At 34.0% G+C, this 24149-nt stretch carries 22 protein-coding genes; 1 reads left to right on the top strand and 21 read right to left on the bottom strand.

All coding sequences use genetic code 11. The features are described from left to right. Positions 1 to 3: 3 nt before the first annotated feature. The 5 genes from CLOST_RS04210 to CLOST_RS04190 form a co-directional block, all read right to left on the bottom strand. A complete protein-coding gene (locus CLOST_RS04210; protein ID WP_013361009.1) occupies positions 4 to 1758 on the bottom strand; it encodes an ABC transporter ATP-binding protein in 1755 nt (584 codons plus the stop codon). Between the two features lie 27 nt (positions 1759 to 1785). Next, complete coding sequence (locus tag CLOST_RS04205) at positions 1786 to 2220, bottom strand: MarR family winged helix-turn-helix transcriptional regulator (protein WP_013361008.1); 435 nt, start codon at positions 2218 to 2220, stop codon at positions 1786 to 1788. A 253-nt stretch (positions 2221 to 2473) separates the two neighbouring features. Beyond that, on the bottom strand, positions 2474 to 3433 hold the full coding sequence (locus tag CLOST_RS04200) for a copper amine oxidase N-terminal domain-containing protein (protein WP_013361007.1): 960 nt from the start codon (positions 3431 to 3433) through the stop codon (positions 2474 to 2476). 140 nt (positions 3434 to 3573) lie between these two features. Continuing rightward, complete coding sequence (locus CLOST_RS04195) at positions 3574 to 4233, bottom strand: ABC transporter ATP-binding protein (RefSeq protein WP_013361006.1); 660 nt, start codon at positions 4231 to 4233, stop codon at positions 3574 to 3576. After that, positions 4233 to 5444 carry an ABC transporter permease gene (locus CLOST_RS04190; RefSeq protein ID WP_013361005.1) on the bottom strand — a complete coding sequence of 404 codons (1212 nt, stop codon included), beginning with the start codon at positions 5442 to 5444 and terminating at the stop codon, positions 4233 to 4235. Before CLOST_RS04190 ends, CLOST_RS04195 begins: the two co-directional genes overlap by 1 nt. A gap of 142 nt (positions 5445 to 5586) precedes the next feature. Between CLOST_RS04190 and CLOST_RS04185 the strand changes: the two genes are divergently transcribed. Then, positions 5587 to 5991, top strand: coding sequence for a DUF4418 family protein (locus tag CLOST_RS04185; protein ID WP_013361004.1), 405 nt, complete (start codon positions 5587 to 5589; stop codon positions 5989 to 5991). 82 nt (positions 5992 to 6073) lie between these two features. Here CLOST_RS04185 and CLOST_RS04180 read toward each other — a convergent pair whose 3' ends face one another. The 16 genes from CLOST_RS04180 to CLOST_RS04105 form a co-directional block, all read right to left on the bottom strand. Then, entirely contained in the window at positions 6074 to 6745 is a 672-nt protein-coding gene (locus CLOST_RS04180; protein ID WP_013361003.1) for a TVP38/TMEM64 family protein, read from the bottom strand. A 58-nt stretch (positions 6746 to 6803) separates the two neighbouring features. Then, entirely contained in the window at positions 6804 to 7994 is a 1191-nt protein-coding gene (locus CLOST_RS14230; RefSeq protein WP_013361002.1) for a VTT domain-containing protein, read from the bottom strand. Positions 7995 to 8048: 54 nt separating this feature from the next. Then, the gene (locus CLOST_RS04170; RefSeq protein ID WP_013361001.1) at positions 8049 to 8765 is read right to left on the bottom strand and encodes a YdjY domain-containing protein; all 717 of its coding nucleotides are present in this window, start codon (positions 8763 to 8765) and stop codon (positions 8049 to 8051) included. A 122-nt stretch (positions 8766 to 8887) separates the two neighbouring features. Continuing rightward, positions 8888 to 9475 carry a CDP-alcohol phosphatidyltransferase family protein gene (locus CLOST_RS04165; RefSeq protein WP_013361000.1) on the bottom strand — a complete coding sequence of 196 codons (588 nt, stop codon included), beginning with the start codon at positions 9473 to 9475 and terminating at the stop codon, positions 8888 to 8890. Between the two features lie 3 nt (positions 9476 to 9478). Then, positions 9479 to 10498, bottom strand: a complete 1020-nt coding sequence (locus tag CLOST_RS04160) for an ABC transporter ATP-binding protein (RefSeq protein WP_013360999.1) — start codon at positions 10496 to 10498, stop codon at positions 9479 to 9481. Further along, positions 10491 to 11303 (bottom strand): ABC transporter permease, encoded by an 813-nt coding sequence (locus CLOST_RS04155; RefSeq protein ID WP_013360998.1) that lies wholly within the window; start codon positions 11301 to 11303, stop codon positions 10491 to 10493. The genes CLOST_RS04160 and CLOST_RS04155 overlap by 8 nt, the downstream gene beginning before the upstream one ends. Next, positions 11290 to 12156: an ABC transporter permease gene (locus CLOST_RS04150; protein ID WP_013360997.1), complete on the bottom strand. Its 867-nt coding sequence runs from the start codon at positions 12154 to 12156 to the stop codon at positions 11290 to 11292. Before CLOST_RS04150 ends, CLOST_RS04155 begins: the two co-directional genes overlap by 14 nt. Position 12157: 1 nt before the next feature. Next, positions 12158 to 13387, bottom strand: coding sequence for an ABC transporter substrate-binding protein (locus CLOST_RS04145; protein ID WP_013360996.1), 1230 nt, complete (start codon positions 13385 to 13387; stop codon positions 12158 to 12160). A 29-nt stretch (positions 13388 to 13416) separates the two neighbouring features. Next, positions 13417 to 14553 carry a (Fe-S)-binding protein gene (locus CLOST_RS04140; RefSeq protein WP_013360995.1) on the bottom strand — a complete coding sequence of 379 codons (1137 nt, stop codon included), beginning with the start codon at positions 14551 to 14553 and terminating at the stop codon, positions 13417 to 13419. 211 nt (positions 14554 to 14764) lie between these two features. Next, on the bottom strand, positions 14765 to 16234 hold the full coding sequence (gene xylB, locus CLOST_RS04135; RefSeq protein ID WP_013360994.1) for a xylulokinase: 1470 nt from the start codon (positions 16232 to 16234) through the stop codon (positions 14765 to 14767). A 21-nt stretch (positions 16235 to 16255) separates the two neighbouring features. Next, on the bottom strand, positions 16256 to 17296 hold the full coding sequence (locus tag CLOST_RS04130) for an NAD(P)-dependent alcohol dehydrogenase (protein ID WP_013360993.1): 1041 nt from the start codon (positions 17294 to 17296) through the stop codon (positions 16256 to 16258). 66 nt (positions 17297 to 17362) lie between these two features. After that, the gene (locus CLOST_RS04125; RefSeq protein ID WP_013360992.1) at positions 17363 to 18358 is read right to left on the bottom strand and encodes a sugar ABC transporter substrate-binding protein; all 996 of its coding nucleotides are present in this window, start codon (positions 18356 to 18358) and stop codon (positions 17363 to 17365) included. Positions 18359 to 18415: 57 nt separating this feature from the next. Continuing rightward, a complete protein-coding gene (locus CLOST_RS04120) occupies positions 18416 to 19414 on the bottom strand; it encodes an ABC transporter permease (protein WP_013360991.1) in 999 nt (332 codons plus the stop codon). 15 nt (positions 19415 to 19429) lie between these two features. After that, a complete protein-coding gene (locus tag CLOST_RS04115; RefSeq protein WP_013360990.1) occupies positions 19430 to 20920 on the bottom strand; it encodes a sugar ABC transporter ATP-binding protein in 1491 nt (496 codons plus the stop codon). A gap of 17 nt (positions 20921 to 20937) precedes the next feature. After that, positions 20938 to 21981 carry a LacI family DNA-binding transcriptional regulator gene (locus tag CLOST_RS04110; RefSeq protein ID WP_231853141.1) on the bottom strand — a complete coding sequence of 348 codons (1044 nt, stop codon included), beginning with the start codon at positions 21979 to 21981 and terminating at the stop codon, positions 20938 to 20940. A 66-nt stretch (positions 21982 to 22047) separates the two neighbouring features. After that, positions 22048 to 24063 carry a sensor domain-containing protein gene (locus tag CLOST_RS04105; protein ID WP_013360988.1) on the bottom strand — a complete coding sequence of 672 codons (2016 nt, stop codon included), beginning with the start codon at positions 24061 to 24063 and terminating at the stop codon, positions 22048 to 22050. Positions 24064 to 24149: the final 86 nt, after the last annotated feature.

The raw sequence follows: 24149 nt of genomic DNA, 5'->3' as shown, positions 1-24149 counted from the left end.
GTATTACGCTTCACTACCTAGCACCCCCTTTGACTGTGACTCATACACTTCTCTATAAATACTACTGCTTTTAATAAGCTCCTCGTGAGTTCCATAGTCAACTATTTTTCCATCATCCATCACTAGTATTTTATCTGCTTCAGAAATAGAAGATATTCTTTGTCCTATGATGATTTTAGTTGTATTTGGCATACTGCTTAATAGCTCTTTTCTGATATGCGAATCAGTCTTTGTATCTACTGCACTTGTTGAGTCGTCTAGAATAAGCACTTTAGGATTTGAAAGCAAGGCTCTTGCTATGCAAATTCTTTGCTTTTGTCCACCAGATACATTGGTTCCACCTTGCTCTATATAGGTTTCATATTTATCTGGAAAGCTCTCAATAAAGCCATCCGCTTGAGCTATAGAGCATGCCAGTTTAATTTCTTCATCTGTAGCATCTGGATTTCCCCATTTTAAGTTTTCTTTTATAGTTCCAGAAAAAAGTACATTTTTTTGAAGTACCATAGATACAGATTTTCTAAGAGACTTAATATCATAATTTCTAACATCTATACCTGATACCTTAACAGCTCCACTGCTTACATCGTAGAGTCTAGGGATAAGCTGAAGCAAAGTAGTCTTAGATGAGCCAGTACCTCCTATGATTCCTATAGTTTCTCCTGATTTTATTTTGATATTAATATTCTCAAGACAAAGCTTGTCTGCACTATCTGAATACTTGAAGTTGACATTTTCAAACTCTATATCTCCATTTTCTACCTCATAAATAGGAGAGCTTGGATTTTTTATATCTGTTTGCTCATCTAGAACCTCAACTATCCTTCTTGCTGATGCCTTCGATATTGTTATCATAACTAGCACCATTGAAAGCATCATTAAGCTCATGAGTATCTGCATAGTATAAGTTATAAGGCTCATAAGCTGTCCTGTACTAAGCCCAAGCGTTGGATTGTTTCCACTAGCTACTACAGCTCTAGCACCAAACCACGATAGCAAGAGCATACATGAGTACACAGAAAACTGCATCAATGGCATATTAAATGCCAATAATTTTTCCGCTTTTATAAAGTCTTTGCTTATTTCTTCTGAGGTCTTTGAAAATTTATCTATCTCATGCTCTTCTCTTATAAAGGACTTCACTACTCTTATCCCTGAAAGATTTTCCTGAACTATCCTGTTTAGATTATCATATGATTTAAATACTCTTTCAAAAATAGGAAAGGCATTTTTAATTATCAAATATAAGCCAATTCCTAAAACTGGAATCATGGTCAAGAAAATCAAAGACAATTTTGAGCTTATTCCAAAAGCCGCTGTAAGTGCAAATATAAGCATAAGCGGACTTCTAGCAGCATTTCTAATTATCATCTGATATGACATCTGAACATTTGTAACGTCGGTAGTAAGCCTAGTAATAAGACTTGAATTAGAAAACTTATCTACATTTGAAAATGAAAAGTCCTGAATATTATAAAACATGCCTTTTCTTAAATTTTTTGCAAAGCCTGCTGAAGCTGTAGCTGCTGTTTTTCCGGCTAATGCTCCAAAGAATAGTGATATAAATGCACCTATAAGAAGTGTCACACCTAGCTTAATAATAAGCGGAATATTTCCACCATCGATACCTTTGTCTATCAAATCTGCCATCAAAAAAGGTATAAGAACCTCCATTATTACTTCTAGCATTACGAAAATAGGAGTTAAAATACTGTCTTTTTTATAGCCCTTAATATATCTAGCTAATTTCTTTATCATACTTAAGTCTTCCTTTCATATAATCCATTATGAATTAATGTTGTCTATCATTCTGTCTATGTAATTCTGCATAGTTTGCATTTCTTCATCCGTAAATCCTTTTGCAAGCTTTTCATTTAGCTTTAAAATATCTGATTTAATTGCTTCATTCATGTTTAAAGCCTTTTCTGTTAGGATGAGCTTTTTCAGTCTTGCATCTGATTCTACCTCTTCCCTTACAATCAGACCTTTTTGAACCATTAATTTTATTACCTTTGAAGCAGTGGATCTAGTAACTGAAAACTTTTTTTCTAAATCCTTTTGATATATATCCTTATCGCTATTTTGTGCTAAATAAGCAATAATCCAGCTATTCGTACCTGTTATGCTCTGTGCATAGGCAAAATGCTCAGAGCTTTCAATTTCTCTTTTTATAAGATTATTTAATATACGAATTCTATGGCCAATAAATTTTTCATGCACTTCGCATCCCTCACTTTAAATTAATTGCTCTAAAATTATTACTTTCTAAATTAGAATTCTCCAACTTACTAAATTATTACTATCCAGCTTACTTCGAATAACATTGTTGCCCATCAAACTGTTGTATGACGAACTGTTTTACATCAAACAATTATATAACTGATTTTAGTTTGTGTCAAATTCACAATAAAAAAGTACTACTCACATGAATAAAAATTGTAAGTAGTACCTTTATATTTTTTTATTATATAATTTATTTCTGAAGCAATTCTAAAATAGACTCAGGCACATAGGTTCTTGCATCTTTTATCTCTGGAGATACTTCAAATTTTTGAAGGCTTTTATTATAGCCATACATTTGCTGACCTATAGTAACTGTAAATGAAGAATTTTCTTTTCTTAGTGTTGCAGTTTTCGTAGAGTTATCCCATGAAGTTTCATATCCAAAATGGTCTGCCACCTGCTTAAGAGGAATCATATTAACTCCATTAGCCATATATCCAGAATCTATGATTTTTTCTAAGGCTTCATCCTTTACTGGCATTTCATCTGCATCCTTTTCAAGCATTATAACTTGTTTTGGATTTGTTTGAGCTGGGATGCTCTTAGTAGAAACATCATAAACAACTACTAAATCTTTGTTTTTTAATTTCTCGATATCAACGCTCTTTCCATGCTTATCGATAAGCACTGAAGAATCTGATATGTTCAGCTTGAGATTATTGTCAATACTTGTTAGGCTTTCATCAAAATAAGAATGCTTAACAAAATTCTTAGTATCCTCTGAGCTTATCATTATAAATTCTGGATTTATAACTGGAGGATATATTAGTATCATAGGCATATCTTTTCTATAAAAGCCTCTAATTTTCTGTCCTTTTTCTATTTTGTCTAGAGCTTGAATTGTAGCTGTATCTTGATTTACTACAAGAATATCTCCTTTTAAGTTAAATTGTCCTATAACCTCATCTGACTTACCATCTGTCATTATAACAGAGGTATATCCATTATTTGATTCAATTTCCTTTACATAGCCTTCAAAGCTCATATAGCTTATTTTTTCTTCTTTTAAGCTATCATCTTGTATTACTCCAGCTTTAGCATTTACTTGCTCAGCTGAATCGCTAGTCAAAACAGAACCTGCCATAGCAATATTAGACGTCATTCCCAATACTAAAGAACCTACTGTAAACACTTTTATCATTTTTTTCATAATAACCATCCTTTTTCTATAGGAATATAAGCATAATGTAGCTATATTCCCATAATAGTTTTTTGATATATTTTAAATTGCTTACATATAGGTTCTCATATCTGGCTCAGTAAGTCCATTTCAAACTATTTACAGTTTGTTTACATAATTTCATCAATTTTTCCAGACTTCATGCAAAGCACCTTGTCAGCATGCTTCTTGCACTGCTCATCATGGCTTACCATCACTATAGAAGTTCCTTGATTGCTAAGCTTTTTTAGCTTAACTAGAACTTTTTCAGACCATTTTTCATCTAAATCATTAGTAGGCTCATCGAGAAATATAACCTCAGGCTTTTTAACTATAGCCATAAGAACCATTACTCTTCTTTTTTGACCTCCACTAAGGGTATTTGGCAGCTTATCTTTATGCTTTAAAAGACCAAACTCTTCTAATAACCCATCAATTTCAAGCTCAGAATTATTAAGTCCTTTCATAAGCATTAGATTTTCATTTACTGTTAGCGCTTCTACTAATTGAGGTTCTTGAAAAACAAAACCCATTTTGTTTCTTCTGTATGAATTTAGTTCATCTTCATTTGACCAGTTAAGTGGCTTTCCACCAAACATTAGCTCTCCCTTGTCTGGTTTTAGCATTAGTCCCATTATATACAGTAGAGTAGATTTTCCTGCTCCAGACTCCCCTGTTATTAATATAAACTCTCCTTTATTTATATCTACGCTCACATCATCAGCTGCATAAATATCTTCTGTATCTTTGTACATTTTTACAAGGTTTTTAACTTCCATAATCTTATCCATTATCTTACACCTCCAGAAGTAAAGACATCCTTAGGTTCATTTTTATTGATTTTTACAACAGGAATAATTGAAACAAGTACCCCTATTACAATCGAAATCATAATACCAAGCAGTCCTGGCAAGAGTCTATCTGATAATGTAAACGCCCCTTGTGGCATTAAAACTATTTTGTTTACCATATCATACATATATCCGCTTAGTGATATACCCATTAGGCTTCCAACTACTCCTCCGAGTACTATAATAGTCAAAACCTCAATCGTATACATAAATGTAAGCTCAGATTTTTTATATCCCATAGCTCTTAAGTATCCCATTTCCTTTTCCCTCTGAGAAGCCATTACATTAAATATCCCAAATAGAGCAATAAGTGTTATTAAGAATGTCGAGCCTGCAAATATCATCAGTATTTCAGATACATTTTTTATAGTTTCCTTCACTTCCATTTTTTGCTGACTCAAGGATATAACCTGAGCATCTATTTTAGATTTTTTTATATCCATTACTACTTTTTCTACATCTGCTCCATCCTTGACCTTTATCATAACAGCTGAAATAAGCTCTTCAGGTTTTTGCTTTAGGAAGTAGTCCCCTGCATCAGCATCAAAAAATACATCTGCCAACCATATACTATCATTTATATTCATTATTATTGTGTCATCTAGAGCTGTCTCTGTTGGCATTAAGGTTCCAGCCAGTTCAAAAACCTGATCCATAATTTCAATACTTCCCTCTTCATCAGGCATGACATTTACCCCTAGAATAACCTCTTTCTCGCCCAAAGAGGTTATGTGGTTTTTCTCTAGCCATGGCTTCACTAAAAAGTCTGAATCATAATCTATTCCTAGCACTCTGTAGCTCACTGGAAAAGTACAGCATCCATACTGAGTGAGTGTTCTTAGAAAAAATTGAGCTGAGTACTGTGAAATATTTTCCTTTGGAATTTCATCCAGTACGCTTTTATCCATAAACCCCATCACTGGAGAACCCGAATACATAAGCTCTTTTGCATCCTTGTCTGCATTGTTTGGAAGTATTATTATGTCTGCTCCCATCCTGTCAGAAACAATATCGACAGCTTTATTTGAAGAAAAATATAAAGTAAATATAATGACAAAAATACAAATTGTAACTGCTGATAACAAGCTTATAAGTACTGCTTTATTTCTTCTTCGCAGTACATTGTAAAATCCTAATTTATATATGTTCATAATGCACCTCATATTTAGTTTTTATGTATTATCCTTATTAATTTTATCTATGTATTCTATAAATTATTATTATAAGTTTCGCAAAGCTATATCTCCTATTTGTATGATATAATCGTTTAGAATTTATCAAAGGAGAGATGAAATGAAAAAATATGTAAACCTTTTAAACGCAATTTTAGGGGCTATACTGCTAATAGCTGTAAAGTACATAAGCCCTGTCTGTACTGGGAAAGTCTTGCTTCAAAGTGGCAAGGAAATGCCTATGAGATGTCATTACACCAGTACTGCTGTAATACTTATCGCTATCATCCTAATAGCTTTATCTATTGAGCTCTACATAAGAAAAGCTCACCTTCCAATTACATTTATAGTACTTGGACTTATACTATTTATCATTCCACTTGATACACCATTTAGTATAGGTGTATGTATGAAGCCTATGGAGTGTCACTCTACAGCTCTATGGATTAAAATCATCAGCGGAATTCTTATTTTAAGTGGAATATCTACTTTCTTCTTAAAGGATGAAAATTCTAAAATCGTCTAGGTAAATTAATCTTAAAAAATTATTACGATTCACAAGAAAACACCTCAAATCTTTTCTCTTAGATTTATGAGGTGTTTTTAATTTAGTCATTTTCTGGCATGACACTAGATTTCTTAGAAAGAGCTTTTCCTAATAATATCGAGCCTGCTGTAAGTAAAATTACTAATATGATAGAAATTATAAATTCAGGTGACTTTATATCTAGTATTTTATCCCCTACATTTAGAAAAATAACAGTTCCTGGCAAGATGCCAATGAAGGTCGCTATCGTATACTGAGTAAAGCCTATTTCAGCAAGTCCAGATGCATAGTTTATGACGTTGTATGGCATAGCAGGAATAAGTCTGCAAATGAAAACTATCAAAAAGCTATCTCTGCTACTCGATTCCATAAATTTATCCCACCAAGCCTTTGGCATCTTTTCTTTAAGGTAGCTTCTTATCATATCCTTAGATAGTATTTTTGCTATGTAGTACATGACGCTGCTGTTTATTATAGCTCCTATAATAGTATATAAAGTTCCATCCCAAAGTCCAAACGAAAGTCCTCCTGCTAAAGCAAGCACTGGCACTGGAAAAAAGAATATAGGAAGCACTATCCATACACCTATATAAGCAAAAGGAGCAAGAGAGCCAAACCCATCAACCCAATTTCTTATTGATGCTGCAGTAATATCGCAAAGAAAAGAATTATAAATACAAATGAAAAATGCTAAAGTCGCTATTATAATTATAGTTTTCTTTAATTTAGTCACACTTGCTCCTCCTTCATCAAAATTACAGCCTGATGCAAAAACATCAGGCTGATTCTAACTAGCTAGCTTTATCAATAGATTTTTTTGCATTTTGTTTATCATTGTATATCTTTTTAGCTATACCTATCATTATCGATAGTGCAAACAGTGTAAGTAAACCTACAAATAGCTTTTGAGCTCCACCTGTAAGAGTTCCTCCTACATAAGAGTATACTATAGTAGCAGGAAGCTGTCCAAGTCCAGTTGCAATAAAGAACGCCCAGAATCTCATATTCGTAAGTCCTGCTGCATAGCTTACAAAGTCAAAAGAAACAAATGGAAGCAGTCTACAAATTAAGATTGCAAACTTACCGTACTTTTCAAAGAATACATCAACACTCTCCATAGCACCCTTGCTAGTAAGCTTTTCAACTGCATCTCTACCTAGCACTCTTGCAATAAAGAAGCATAGTGCCGCTCCTGCCATAGCAGAAGACCAAGATAAAATTGCTCCTTGCCACCATCCAAATATCGCAGCATTTGATAATGTAATTAAAAATGCTGGAATAGGAGCCGCAATTGATTGAAGCACCATAAGTGTAAATGAAACAACTACTGCTAATTTTCCAAATGATCTAAGGTACTCAATTACTATTTGAGTGTCTAGTCTAGAAATAGTTGCAAATGCTTCATTAAGTCCTGTATGAAGTGAGTCTATAGTAAAATAGCAAATCATAAAAATCCCGATCCCTGCTAGCGCAATAATTCTACCTAGCTTTCTTTTCTTCTTAATTTGCTCAAGCTCTGATGCATCTATTTCCTCACGAAGGTCCTTAAGCTTTAGCTCGCTTTCTTTTAAAGCTTTTCTTTCCTCTTTTGTATATTCCTTTTGATATTTCTTTAAAGTCATTATGATATAGATATTCACTAAATTTACCACAATTACAAAAGCTAAAAAATACGGTCTAACCTGTGAAACCGGAGTAGTAATAACCAAGGTTTCTTTTGTGATATATAAAAACTGCTGTAATCTTCCAGTTACAAGAGCTAAAAATACTGCTAGCCCTTCTATAATGAAAAACGAATATTTCCAATCAAGTCTTTGCTTTGATAAAGCAACCATAGCTCCAAAAGCAGTGAAAATATACATCACCAGCCCAAGACCTACCATCATCTCATACGCTACACTAAAGAACAGTAGCATATTAATAAGAAAGCCTAGTGCTATACCTGTAGCAGTATAGTAGAACAGCAATCTTAGTTTTTTCATCTAATTACCTCCTAAAGGTTCCCTTTAAATGGAGCCTTCAACTTTTTTCTATAATTATTCAGCTATAGAATATACTGTAGCTATATATGTTCCATCTTCTGGTAATATATCTCCATTACCCATGAATGTAACTTCACTTGTTTTTTCAACTGAGCCATAAGTATAAGCAGAGTTTGAAATTATTCCTACTGGACAGCTATCAAGGCAAGATAAGCAACCAGTGTTTTTATTTTTTGCCATTTCAAGGTTTCCACCAAATTTAAATGCAATTTGTTTTCCATTGCTGTCTTTGATTACTTCATTTACATCGTATTCTTTTTCTGCGCCGTTCCATGTAACTTTCATATCTAGAGCAGTACCCTCAACATGAGTAGTTGCACCATTATCTACAGTCATATTATTTCCTGGCTCAGCTCCTATTTCAACTAACGCATCATAAAACGCAACTGGATCAGCATATGCAGTAAATACTGATTTTGCACCATTAGTACCATCTTTAAATACTGAAGCATGACGAGTTACTTCTGTGAAATATTTTCCATTTACTTGAGTAAGTACAGTTACAGTTTTTGCTTCTTTGTCTACAAGGATAGGATTTTCTAATGATACTCCTCCTACTTGATCTGGTGCTGCAGGTTCCTCTTGAGCAGCTGGTTCTTCTTGAGCTGCTGGCTCTTCAGTAGTTTCAGCTGGTGCATTACTGCAGCCTGCAAATCCAAGCATACTGATTCCTAACATAATAGCTAAAAGTGCATTCTTTTTAAATTTCATAAATAAAACCCTCCTGTTAATTATTAAATTATATGTATAATCTAGTTAAGTCTACCATTTAAGTATTAGTATTACAAACAATTTGAGAGATTTTATCTATTGATATTTTTTATAAAAACTATTTAATTTCTTAATAGTTCATATGCTTCTTTTAGCCTTTGCCCTGCTGTAAATAAAATTGCTAAAAAATATACTATTGTTATGATGATGATATGATTAGAAAAAAGCATCATAAGAGATGACATTATAAAGCCTTCAGTTCTTTCAGCCAAGCCAGCTTGATAATAAAATGCTTTATTTTTAGTATTCTTACTAAGTGCTCCTACAGTCAAAAATACAGTCATAGATATAATAATCGAGCCTGTCAGCATTATGAGAACTAGTCTAGCCTGTGGATATAGTACAGCTAGAGAAATAATAACTGATAGCTCTACTATTCTATCAAAGGTTATATCCATAAGTGCACCCCAAGAAGAGCTTGTGCCTGTTTTTCTAGCTATAGCTCCATCTACTGCATCAAGCAGTCCAGATATCCAAAGTACAGCTGTAGCAATGAGGGGCTGACCAAGAAGCATCCAGCCTCCACTAGATATTCCTAGTACAAAAGCTAAAACTGTTACTTTATTTGCAGAAATATTTCTATTTATAAAAGCATTTGCAACGCTCTCTATTATTGGCTCAACATATTTTCTTCCATGAGTGTCTAGCATAATTTACTCCTTCGCTTCATATATAAACAGCTTTTCTTCTAAGAACCTAATACCAATTTCTTGATTTTCAACAAAACTACAGCTGCTATCTGCAACTGCCTTAAGCTTTATATTTCCTAATTCTAGCTCAAGATATTTTTTCTCTCCAGCAAATTTCTCCCTAATTAGCCTTGCCTTAAGGCTCGATGATTCGTCGATTACAATAGCTTCTGGTCTAATAATGATGCTTACTTTTTCATTTTCAAATCTCGATTTAACTTTTACTCCAAACAAATCAATCATATTTGATTTAGAACAGCCTTCAATCAGATTATAGCTACTCACAAGCTTTGCAACTTCAAGAGTTTTAGGTTCGTTATAAACTTCCATGCTACTGCCTATCTGCTCTATTTTTCCATTTATCATAACAGCTATTTTATCTGAATACATCATAGCTTCTTCTTTTTCATGAGTCACCATTATTGTAGTGATATTTAGCTTCCTTTGGATAGTCATCACTAAATCTCTGACACTTTCTTTTAGATTTGCATCTAAATTCGAAAAAGGTTCATCTAAAAGTAGTACACTTGGCTCTATAGCAAGCGCTCTAGCAAGAGCTATCCTTTGCTTTTGTCCTCCAGAAAGCTCATGAGGATATCTTTTGTTATAGCCTTCTAAAGAAACTAGGCTCAGCATTTCATCTACCCTTGACTTTATTTCAGCTTTTGGCTTTCCCATCATCTTAAGCCCAAAGCCTACATTTTTTTCAATGTTTAGATGAGGGAATAAAACATAATCCTGAAACACAATAACTGCCTTTCTTTTTTCAATTGGCAAATCATTTATTCTCTTTTCTCCAATATAAATATCTCCACTATCTGGGGAAAGTATTCCAGCTATGAGCTTAAGAGTAGTAGTTTTGCCACATCCAGACTCTCCAAGCAGGGAAAGAATCTCTCCTTGCTCTACCTCTAGGTTTATATTTTCAATTACCTTAGTATGTCCAAAGCTCTTATAAATATTATTTAAAACTATTTTAGACATATTTGTACTCCTTTAATTTACCTCTATACATACTTGATGTAAGCTTTTCTACTATAACAAGCCCTATTAAGCTTGCAAACAGAAATACAGTTCCATAAACAGAGCCCATGGTTCTATCTCCACTTTCTATATATGGAAACATGAGCATAGTAAATGTAGTTATTTTTCCTGCCCCTATTAATACATTTATAAAATATTGACCAAATGAAACTATAAACGACATGCTAAGCGCAGTTATGATTCCTGGAAATATCATAGGCAGTGTGATATAAATAAAGGTCTGAGTACTACTTGCACCTAGCACTCTAGCCTGATAATTCATTTTATCTCCAATAATTTCAAATACGTTTTTAAGTATCCAGTAAGAATATGGAATGCACGGAAGAATGTTGATAAGTACTAAGCCTGAAAAGCTACCTCCTAGGTTCATCTTCAAGAAATGTATATGTATTCCCATAGCCACTACTACAGTAGGTACAATAGCCGGCAAAAATATTAGCATTTCAATTTGTTTTTTGAATTTAAAGTTATAATGCGCCATTGCTTTGGCCGCTGGAATAGTAATTCCTATAGTTATAACCGAAGCGATAAAGGAAATACACATACTGATACATATTATTTCAAAGGTTTTAGCTCTTGCTCCAAATATATAGCTCCAGCCTCTAAGTCCATAATCCGTTGGAACAAGGCTAGGCCACTGCCATCTGTTAGCAAAGCTCCAGATTATGATTAATAAAAGAGGCAATATTATCGATAAAACCATGCTATAGGCTATTAGTTTGTACTTTAATCTACTGTTTTTCATATCTTGTAACCCTTTCGAAGCACTTAAAGTAAATATAGGCAAGAAATAGACCCATACTTGCAATGAAAAAATTGATAGCCATAGCGTAAGGTCTGTTGCTAAGGATAGGATTTATGTACTCAATATAGGCTTTCACTGGTAAAGCTTTCGGATAGGTTGCTCCAAGCAGCATAGGTATTTCATATGCGCCAAATGAAAAGGCGAATACTAGGATAAATGAAGATAATATCGATGGAATAAGTAAGGGAATAACTACATATCTCATGGCTTGAAAGCTACTTGCACCCAAATTTCTGGCGGCATCAGAAAGCTTTGTGCTCAGTTTTGAAAGTACGTTATAGGTTATAAAGGCTATAAAAGGCAATTCCTTCCATACATACGCCAAAATAATTCCAAATCCATTTTTTAAATAAAGTATCTGTGGAAAGCTTTCAAAGGAATCAATTACTCCTAAAGAAAATAAAATTCTTGCTAGAATTCCTGTCTGAGAAAAAATATTGTAAATAAGAAGTACAGAAAGAAGATGCGGCACTATTATTGGAATCCTAAAGGATTTAGAAAGAAGGTCTCCTTCATTCCCTAGCTTGTATACTGCTACAGCCAAAATAACTCCACCTAAGGTAGATATAAATGCAGATATAAAAGATGTTCGCATGGAAAAAACAAGGGATTCAATTAACCCCTTGTCTGTTAGTAATCTCATATAGTTATCTAATGTAAAGTCGTTTGACCCAATTGCGCTAAAGTATCCAATACTCTGAGTAAAAGTAGTCATAACTCCTATACCTAAAATGCCAATCAGAATTATAAGCACTGGCAAAAGCATCAAATACGGCTTTAATAGTATTTTCACATTAATTACTCTCCGCTGCTATAGTCTCCATCCAAATCTGTTCTATGATTGGAACTAGTTTTGCTGGTAGCTCTGGCATTCTTTTACTCATAAGTTCATCTTGAGGAAGAGTTGCTTTTCCAAGAGGAATAGAGTCAAATACTTTCTTCTCATCGTCAGATAGCTTACTGTTATCTAGTACAGGAAGATCTCCCCATCCACTTGGATCGTATTTTTTAGCCTGAGCTTCAACTGATATTATTTCATTAATAACTGCTTTTGCACCCTCTACATTTGGTGAATTAAAAGGTATAGCCACAAAATGAGTATTTCCTATACTTCCTTTATCAAATATAAAGGTTTTAGTAGCATCTGGAAATTCACCTGTTGAAATTCTAGATGATGCTGAGTTTGGATTATAATCCATAGTCATAAACACTTCTCCATCTGCATACATATTATCTAGTATAGACAGTGAAGCCGGATATGTCTTTCCTTCATTCCATAGATATGGCTTTAATTCCTTAAGATAATCCATAGCTGGCATGATAGCTGATTTCACAGTATCATAATCTGCATCCATAGTCAGAAACTGCTCATATCCGACTATATCATATATGATATTTCTTACAAAAGCGCTTCCTGTAAAATCCGGTGGTGCAGGATAAGTAAATTTTCCAGGATTATTTTTAGCCATTTCTAAAAGCGCTTTATGATCTTCTGGCACCTGAGATAAAAGTGAGCTGTCATAAACCATAACAAATTGAGCTTTTCCAAATGGTACCTCGTAGCCTTCTGTCGCAACTCCAAAATCAAACATTACATCTGGAGAGTTCGGGTCTAGGTACTTACTGAAATTTTCAAGCTCACTTGCAAATGGCCCAAATAAAAGTCCATTTTCTTTAGCTGAAGCAAAGTTTTCACCGTTAATCCATATAATATCAATGCTTCCCTTGTCAGTTCCTGCTTGCTTTTCATTTAGCAGTAGATTCAATATCTCATCGATATTCATGCCTACTCTTTCAAGCTTGATATTGTATTTTTTCGCAACTGCATCTGTTAGATACCCATCTATCCATGCATTCGTAACCTCACTACCTCCCCAGCCATAAAAAGTTACTGTGGTTTGCTCAGTGGTTGTATTCGCCTCTCCTGCTTCATCATTAGCATCTGTGCTCCCTGACTGACTAGAGCAAGCTGATAGCATAAGCATAGATAAAATAAGTAAAATTGCCAAAAGTTTTTTCTTCATAAGTAATTCCTCCTATATGTCATTTTTTATTAAAGCCTAGCTGTTTTTGCTATAAATCTATTTTTCCATTTGTCCAAGGTGCTTTGATTTCCTTGATTTACTTCTAAAAAGTCATCTAGGAAAATTAAATCTAAAATATGTAATGACTTACTGCCTCCTCGTCTCATAGACTCTACACATTCTTGGCAATAGGTAAGTATATAATCAGCATCCTTCTCTGTAGCCCTTCGCCTCATGTGGGCTTTAGCTATATCATTTTGAGTGATAGCTACCATCCCTCCAGCTCCGCAGCATAAAGTCCTGCCCTTACTGTACTTCATTTCATCTATCTCTATCCCTAAATCTGCGATTATATTTCTGACAGCCATGTGAATTGAATCTACATCTCTAGTAGGGCAAGGATCATGAAGTACAAAGCTATATTCAGATTTATTAGTATTTAAGCCTTCTTCTTTTTTCATTTTATATTTATTCTTTGCCTCTGCTGGAACACCTGATTTATCAATGTATTCCCAAAGAGATATCACTTCTATATCAGGACTATTTGATAGAATTGTCATATAGCAGTTTTGACAACCTGTTATTACTCTTTTTACTTTTTTTCTTTTAAATTCCTCATCAATTCCTAGATAGATTTTTTGAAACTCACTGTCTTTACCCATCATTTTTGTAGGCTTTGCACAGCATACATTGTAGTAACCTGCACCCTTTGTAGTTTTTCTTATGTACGAATATACCTTTTCAACTAAATCAGGGCTATATGCCTGAAGTGCGCAACCAGGGAAAAAAACTGTATCTGATTCTAAATGCTGAATCTTTTTTGAAAAAAGCCCTGTAAAGCTAAGCTTTTGATGCATAGCCACATTGCTAGTATTCAAATCCTTTGGAAGCTTTCCGTCTGTTTGATTTACTGTATCTTTTCTTAGCTCCATAAACAGATGCTTTAAATCCACATCTACCGGGCATACTTTAGTGCAGTAGCCACACTGCATACATGAATATGGCAATTTATAATCAAATGACTTTTCATCTAGTAGCTTCTTAAGAAGTGTTTTTGGAGAGTCACAAAATCTATCGAGCATAGGACATCCCTTCATGCAAGCATTGCACCCTATACACTTTTGCTCTTTTTCCACAATTTCAATCGTTTTATCACTTATAATCATAGCCTTCTCCTTAAGTCGCATTTCATAACTATAAATCTAAAAAATAACATCTGTCATTCATATAACATGCAAAAAATATTATAACACAACAAAAAAAATAACACCTGAATTAGTGTTATTTTCTAGTTATTGAGATTTTTTATAATAAGTATTATATTTTGTTATAATCCAAAACTATATTTATTATTACTTTTAATTTTTTAATAAATGTCTATAAGCTAGAAAAAAAATCTTTTAGCATTGGATATAGGCTTTTATATTTTTTGTATTTCTCAGAGTAAATTTTACTTGATACTTCATCTGGGGTAAATTCTTTAGTTGTCTTAATTATATCCTGACAAGCATTTGAAACTGAGCTGTACTTGCCATCTCCTACTGATGCTAGAATTGCAGCTCCAAGAGCTGGTCCTTCATTTATATCCAATTTTTTGATTTTAGTATGAAGTACATCTGCTAACATTTGGCACCAAAAATCATTTTTAGCTCCGCCACCGTTGATTATTATTTCCTTAGGGTTTATGCCTACCTCATGCATTAACTCATAGCAATCCCTAAGTGAATAGCATACCCCTTCAAGAAGAGCTCTTGTCATATCTTTTCTCTCATGTCTTACTGTCATTCCTAGGAAGGTAGCCTTTGCATCTGGATCATTATGAGGTGTTCTTTCCCCAGATAAATAAGGAAGATAATATACATTTTCGTTTATATCGCTTTTTTCTACTTCAGTTAAAACTTCATCATAGGATGAGGCTTTTAAAAAATCCTCTACATACCATTTGAGAGAAGCTGCTGCAGACAAAGTAACTCCCATTACATGATACTTTCCTCTAGCATCGCAAAATACATGAAGCTTGCCTTCATCTTCCATTACAAACTCATCCGAAGTAGCAAATACAGCTCCTGAGGTGCCTAGTGATATAGAGCAATGATGATTCTCTACTATTCCTCCACCTACTGCAGCTACGGCCTGATCCCCTCCACCTATTACAATTTTTACGTCAGCTGGAAGACCAAGCTCAGTTGCTATATCTTTTTTTATAGTTCCTATTGCAGAAAAAGAATCATATAATTTCGGCAATTTATTTTCGTCAATATCCAAAATCTTCATCATATCATCAGACCACTTTTTATTTTTTACATCCAAATAAAGAGTTCCTGACGCGTCTGAGTAATCTGTAGCAAATTCACCTGACAGCTTATATGCTATATAGTCCTTAGGGAGACATATTTTAGCTATTTTCTTAAAGTTTTCTGGTTCGTTTTGTTTTACCCAAAGCACCTTTGGAGCAGTAAATCCATTTAGAGCTATATTTGCTGTCCAGCTTAAAAGCTTGTCTTTTCCTATATCGTTATTTAAAAATCTGCACTCTGACTCAGTCCTTTGGTCATTCCACAATATAGCTGGTCTAATTACCTTATCTTCACTATCTAGGATTACTAATCCATGCATCTGTCCACTAAAACCAATTGATTTAACCTTATCTTTATCAATATATTCTAAAATGTCTTTTAGTGCTAGTTTACTTTGCTCCCACCAGTCATTGGGATTTTGCTCTGACCACAATGGAAAAGGATATGAAATAGGGTATTCTCTCGAAACTGTTTTTACTATCTTTCCTGCTTCATCTATTGCTAGAACCTTTACAGATGAAGTTCCTATGTCAATACCAATATAATACATTAATAACCCCTTCTTTCCCTTCTACTGCATCACTATTACTGCTTTGACAACCTCTCCTGGATTTTCTGCTACATAATCAAATGCTTCCTTTGTTTTTTCAAAGTCAAACTTATGACTTACAATATCAGCTATTTTTATAGAGCCACTTGCAATAGCATTAATGCCTGTAGGATATAAATTTCTGTATCTAAATACGCTTTTAATAGTTCCTTCTTTTGATTGTAGTTTCATAAAATTAAATTCAATTGAATCCTTTGGAGTCATCCCAACAGATACAATAGTTCCAGCTGGTTTTAAAACATCTACTGTCTGTTTTAATGTAATTTCAGAGCCAGCAGTTTCAATCACAACTTCAGCTCCAAGATTATTTGTAAGCTCCATTACCTTAGCTACTACATCTTCATTCTTTGCATTAATTACATGAGTAGCTCCTAATTCTTTGGCTTTATCCAATCTATTTTGCAAAATATCTACAACTATAATCTGAGATGCTCCCATAGCTTTTGAAGCTAGTAGCGAGCAAAGACCTATACAGCCTGTTCCAAACACTACAACAGTATCTCCTAATTTTACATTTCCTTGATTAGCCGCATGAAGCCCTACGTTTAAAGGCTCTACTAAAGCTCCTTCAATTGAGCTGACATGCTCAGGAAGCTTGAAACATTTAGAAGCTGGGTGCTTTACATAATTTGCAAATACTCCATGATATGGAGGTGTGGCGAAGAATTCCACATCTGGGCATAGATTATACTTGCCAGTAACGCAAAATTCACATTTTCCGCAAGTTACTCCTGGCTCCATAGCAACTCTATCTCCAACTTTTAAATCCTTTACTTTTGCTCCAACTTCAACTACTTTTCCTGCTGCTTCGTGCCCAAGTATGAAGTCCCCATCTACAATAAAGCCTCCTATTTTACCATGCTGATAATAGTGCATATCTGAACCACATATTCCAACTGCTTCAACCTTTATCAATACATCCTCTTCCCCTATTTCAGGAACAGGAATTTCTTTCCAAATCATGTCATTTGTTCCGTGCATAAATATCGCTTTATTTTCCATATACATTCCTCTTTTCTGACAGTTATAAAGGAATGGATAACAGGAAACCCTGTTATCCATTTAATACTAGTTAATTGCGCCTGCTTTTTTATGCATTTCAATATATTGATCAACGTTATCTGGTGTTATAAGTGGACAATCTATATCCATATCTATTTGTGTCTCTTCTCCAGTAAGTAATTTATTGCTTGTATCCATTAATGCAATTGCTAAATCATAAGCACTTTGAAGACTTGTAGAAGTCATTTTGCCATCTTTAATAAGTAGGCATGCTTCAGCTGTTCCATCTACTCCGTAAGCTTGAATTTCAGCAAATTCAGGTTTATCTTTAACTGCTTCTAATGCGCCTGCTGCCATATTATCATTCATAGATATTATAGCATCAATTTTCTTACTAGCTTGCATCCATGTTTCCATGTATGTCATAGCTTCATCTTTATTCCAGTTAGCAATCTCTTCTCCAACTATAGTAACGTCAGGTCTTTTTTCAAAAAACTCTTTTTGCCATGATTTATATCTCTCATCAGCGTGGAAGTTTCCTGGAGGCCCCTTAAGTATAACTACATTAGCATTTTGAGGTATTTTTTCTACTGCTAGCTCTGCATTTACTTGAGCTTGCTTGTATGGGTCTGCGTCAACTGAAGAAGCTCCTTCAATTCCAGAAATTCTTGCATTAGTTGTTATAACTTTGATTCCTGCAGCTATAGCTTTTTCTGCATATGGTCTTTGTGCTTCTCCATTGTTTGGCTGAATGATAATAAGGTCATACTTGTTTGCGATAGCGTTTTCGATAAGTGAGTTCTCAGTATCGTCTGATGCTTGTCCGTCGAAGATATCAACAGTCATGTTGTCATATTTCTCAGATTCTTCTTTTACTGCATTAGCTAGCCACGCTGCAAATGAGTCAGCTTGAGCTCTAGCTACATAAGCAACTTTGTACTTTCCATCTGCTGGAGCCTCAGAGCCCTCTGGTGCTTCAGTAGTTGGCGCTGGTGAACTACAACCTGTTACAGATGCTGCAAGAAGTGCTACAGCAAAAAACATTGATAACCATTTTTTCATAACAAAACCCTCCTTAAATTAAAATAATATATTTTAAAATGAATGCTCATTCTAAAATCAGCTGACTTTTTCCTTTGTTTCTTCCACCATAATTAATTTCTTGCTTTTGCCTTTTGATTTTGACCAAATATCATAGATAACTGCAAGAGCTATTATTGCACCTCTTACTATCTGCTGAAGATATGAGTCTAGACCAACCATAACCATTATATTATCAAGGAAACCTACTATAAAAGCTCCTGCTAAAGTTCCAAATGCTGTTCCAACTCCACCAGAGAAACTAGTTCCACCTATGACAGCAGCAGTTAAGGCTTTAAATTCGTAACCTACAGCTCCATTAGGAAGTCCACCATTTACCCTAGACATAAATATAACTCCTGCAAGACCTACTAAAATTCCATTAAATATAAATGCTTTCATTTTCACTCTATCAACGTTGATGCCTGAAGCATTTGCTGCTTCTTCATTTCCACCTATTGCATAAATAGAACGTCCGAAAACTGTATGATTTAAAATGTACCAAGTGATGATAAGAGTTAATACTAGAAATATTATAGGAATAGGAATTCCCATTAGATTACCTTGTCCAAATATCGTATAGTCCTTAATCTGATAGATATTTTGCCCTTTGGTATATAAAAGTGCTGCACCTCTTGCCATTGTCATCATAGCCAGTGTTGCTATAAATGGAGGTGTCTTAAATTTTGTTACCATAAGTCCATTTAACATGTTGCAGGCAACACTTACTAAAACTGCCACCAAGAAACCTATAATCAACGAGCCTGTCGATAAGTAGGCTGATATTGATAAAACCCCTGCTAAAGCTAGAACTGATGCTGATGAAAGATCTAGCATTCCTGAAATGATTAAAATAGTTTGTCCAAATGCTAGAATTGTTCCTACTGCTATCTGAACAGAAACATTGGTGAGATTTGATTTTGTCATGAAGTTTTCATTTGCCATCCAGCTGACTACAAATAATACTAACAATACAAGATATATTCCATATTTACTCAGCATATCTGGATTAATTTTTCCTTTTGCCTTATTACTCACCTTAACACCTCCTTATTAATTTTGTGTCGCAAGATACATTATTTTTTCTTGTGTGATATCTCCAGCTGAAAGCTCGCCTTTAATCTGTCCTTTTGACATAACATAAACTCTATCACACATACCAATGAGCTCAGGAAGCTCTGATGAAATCAATATTAGCGCTCTTCCCTCTGATGCCAATTTGGTTATAAGTTCGTAAATTTCATATTTTGCTCCTACATCTATTCCTCTAGTAGGTTCATCTAGTATCAAAATATCTGGATTAGTTACCATCCACTTTGCCAAAATAACCTTTTGCTGATTTCCTCCACTTAGAACATCAATTGTCGTATCCATAGTCGGAGTCTTTACATTCATTTTTTTGAAATACTCTCCTATAACAGCGTTTTCCTCAGATTTATGAAGTCTACCTTTGTAAATAAACCTCTTTAGATTAGATAAAGAGGCATTTTCTTTTACACTTCTAACTGGCACTATACCAAATCTTCTTCTATCCTCAGAAAGCATTGCAATCTTATGCTTTACACTGTCTTGTGGAGAATGAATTCTCACAGGCACATTGTTGATTAATATCTCTCCGCTGTCGTATTTATCAAGTCCAAACAAAGCCCTCATTACTTCTGTTCTTCCTGCTCCCATAAGACCTGCAAAGCCTATAATTTCTCCACGCTTAACTGCAAAATTTACATCCTTAAAGCTCCCTTTACTTGAAAGATTTTTTACCTCTAAGGCTGTTTCTCCAATTTCTAGGTCTTGTTTCGGATACGAATCGCTTATTTCTCTTCCTACCATCTGAGAGATTACTAAATTCAGATCATAATCTTCAACTGGTCTTGAATCTATAACCTTACCATCTCTAAATACAGTAATTTCATCTGCAATCTCAAATATCTCTTCCATTTTGTGAGATATATAGATGATGCAAGCTCCTCTTTCCTTTAACTCTTTAATTTTTTCAAAAAGAGTTCTAACCTCTTTGTTTGTTATAGCTGATGTAGGCTCATCCATGATGATTATATCCGAATCATAAGATATAGCCTTTAAAATCTCTAGCATCTGTACATCTGATACTGATAAATCCTTGAGCTTTGTTTTAGAATTGTAAGCTAAGCCCTCACGTTTTAGCAAATCATCAGTTTTCTTTTTGATGGATTTCCAATCGACTTTTTTTATTGAGTCTACAGGCCAGCTTCCTACAAAAAAGCTCTCCTCAATTGTCATTTCTGGTATATAGTTTAATTCCTGAAAAATCATACTTATCCCATGTTTTCTTGCATCGATAGGATTTTTTACATTAACTGGTTTTCCATCGATAACTATCTCTCCAGAGTCAGGTTTATATATTCCGTTTATGATTTTCATAAGCGTTGACTTTCCTGCTCCGTTTTCTCCACAAAGAACATGTACAGTTCCTTTTTTTACGGAGAAGCTTACATTATCCAAAGCCTTGACTCCAGGAAAGGTTTTGGTTATGCCTTTTACTTCTAGCTTTACTGCTTGGCTCATCTTCCTCGCCCTTTCTTTTATTCCTTTGAAGTTGCTATTTTTCCAAGAGTTGAACTCCTCTTTATAACAGTCGTTTTTAGATAATACTCTTTTTGGTCAATTTCCTCGCCATTTATGAGTCTTATCATTAAATCAGTAGTTATTTTTCCAAGCTGCTTTATAGGCTGATCTATAGTGGTAAGTGATGGAAGTAATAGCTCACCTAGGAAGCTGTTGTCGAATCCTATTATTTGAGTTTGCTCTGGTATCCTTACTCCTAAGTCATGCAGATGCTTCATAACCACTGCTGCAGAGATATCGTTGAATACAAATATGCCATCATAATCAGTTATATTTTTTATATTCTCAATGGCTGGCTCCAAGCTCTTAATATGAAAATCTGTCTCTAGCTTGACTACATCTACAAGTGCATCCTTTTTCTTCTTGGATGCTTCTATAAAGCCTCTTAATCTTTCAGTAGTTGCGATAAAAACCTCTGGACCTTGTATATGAAGAATCTTTCGGCACCCACCATCATACAGATGTTTAAATGCAGCCATACCACCCTTATAGTTATCAGATGCTACTGTAATATGCTCAGGTGATATTTGATTTTCAAAAGCTATAACTGGTATATCGATATTTCTGTAGGACTCAGGTGTCATTGTACGCATAGCTACAATTCCAGCTACCCTGTAGCTCCTTAGAGTTTCAATATGAAACTGCTCCTTTTCTTTGTCGTCATCTGTATTGCAAAGAATTATGGTATAGTTTTGCTTCCTAAAAAGCTTTTCCATTTCAGAAACCATTTGATTGAAGAAAGGGTTTGTAATATTTGGAATCATAAGTCCTATGATTTTAGTATTCTTTTTGAATATAGCTCTAGCCAGTGCGTTAGGTGTATAATCTAATTCTTCAACAGCTTTTCTTATTTTCTCTCTCGACTCTTCGCTTACATAACCAGAATCATTGAAGTATCTAGACACTGTAGCAATACCTATTCCTGCTCTTTTTGCTATTTCTCTTATGTTTGCCATCATATCCCCTAGTTTCTTTTTTGATATGTATGAAACATGTTTCATACATCTTTAAAAATATAATAGCATCTTAAGAAAACGTTGTCAAACGTTTAGATGCTATTATACAAATTAATTTATTTTTATGATTAAATCTTCTAATTCCAATGGTTTATCAAGTAAATATCCTTGTCCATAATCGCAGTCTAGCTTTTTTAATATATCAAGCTGCTCATTTTCTTCGATTCCTTCAGCTACAGTAGTAAGCCCCAAATTATGTGATAAATCAATAATTTGCTCTACTATCACCCTGCTTTTATCTGTATCAACTATTTTGTCTATATATGATTTGTCAATTTTTAAAGAATCAAAAGGAATGGTACTAAGATAATTAAGTGATGAATATCTAGTTCCAAAATCATCAAGTGCAATCCCAAAGCCTAGATGCTTTAGCTTACCTATTACCTCTTTACTCCAATCTATATCGAAAATCAAGGAATGCTCAGTAAGCTCAAACTCTATTTTGTTTGGATTTATATTGTATTCTTTTGTTATATTGCTTAAATAATCTATTAAATCTGGTGAAGCTATACTTTTAGCTGAAAGGTTGATAGACAGCAGTATGTCGTATTTATCTAATTCATTTTTCATAATTTCAAAGGCTTTCTTAATTACCCATCTGTCTATTTGAAGAATCTGACCACTTTCCTCTGCTATATTAATCATTTCCCCTATATTTATATTCAAGCTTTTGCATCTGATTAAAGCCTCTATCGAAATTATTCTTCCTGTCTTAATGCTGTAAATAGGTTGAAATACTAGCCTAAAGCTTTCATTTATAAGTGCCTGAGTTATTGTGTTTTCTAAATCCAGCTTTTTTTCTATATCCTTTTGAAAGTCTGAATGATAGGCTACTGCTAAGGATTTTCCACTCGATTTTGCTTTATATAGAGCCATATCCATGTTCTTTTTCAAGCCCTCTAAATTTTCAGCATCCTCAGGGAACTTAGTTATTCCTATACTTACAGATGGATAGTACTCAACATTTTTATACTTCCATATATTCTTTGTAAGCAATGCTATTTCATCTATTCTCTTGGTTATATTGATATCATTTGTATCCTCTTCAATGATTACAAACTCATCTCCACACCATCTGTATACATTTGTTCTATCGAAAATAGTAAGCAATCTCGAAGCATAATCCTTTAAAAACATATCTCCACATTTATGTCCATGTATTTCATTAAGATGCTTGAAATTATCCATATCTAGATAATATAAAGTAAAGCTTGTTTTTTTATTAATTTTAGAATTTATATCATTTTCAAAAGCAATTAAGTTTTTAAATCCAGTTAATTTATCATTATAAGCAAGCTCATATATCCTTCTCTCATTTTGCTTTTGCATAGTAAGGTCTATCCCAAATGAAACTACTATGGTCAAATCATTTTGGGGATTGTAAATCATTGCATTATTCCAAAGCATATCAAATATACGCCCATCCTTTGCCACCGCTTTATTTTCGTAATTTTGAACCTTTCTATCTGATTCAAGCTTTGAGGCAAGCTCATAATACTTATACTTTTGCTCTTCAGGAAGCAAAATTTCGTACCATTTCTTACCTATGATATCTTGTCTATCATATCCCATAAGCTCAGTAAAATGATTGTTTATATCTAGAACTTCACCGTCAAGCCCCCAGGTAACAATTGATGTGTTGCTGTTTTGGAATATATCATCAATGAACTGTTTTTGCTCATTTATACTTTTCATAGCTATATTTAAAGACTCTATTTTTTGCTGCAAGTCTTCATCCATTGCTATTAATTCCTCTGAAAAGCTGACTAACTCTTCGTTTTTTTCAGAAACATCATTTGTAAGCTTCATTATTTTTGAGTAATCATATTTGATTAAATAAAACAATATAACAGCTGTGACAACAACATAAAACACCCCTTTGTAGGACTGCATTAATTTATAGGTTTCATGACTATCAGCAAAAAGATCTACAAATCTATCTGAAAATAATATCCATAAAAATCCTAAAATTGTATATATAACAATTGTTTTCCAAGGTGATTTTTCTTTAATAGTATCAGCTTCTGAGATTGCTAAGTTTGATATATCGTAATCTTTTTTGTCCATAATACTCCCCCAAGCTTCAAATTTATTTACTTGTACAACACTCTATCAATACAATACCACATTTATCAAGATATAATCAGTTCAAT

The organism is Acetoanaerobium sticklandii (genome assembly GCF_000196455.1).
In the GTDB taxonomy this organism is placed as follows: Bacteria; Bacillota; Clostridia; order Peptostreptococcales; family Filifactoraceae; genus Acetoanaerobium; species Acetoanaerobium sticklandii.
This window is presented reverse-complemented; position numbering and strand designations above follow the sequence as displayed.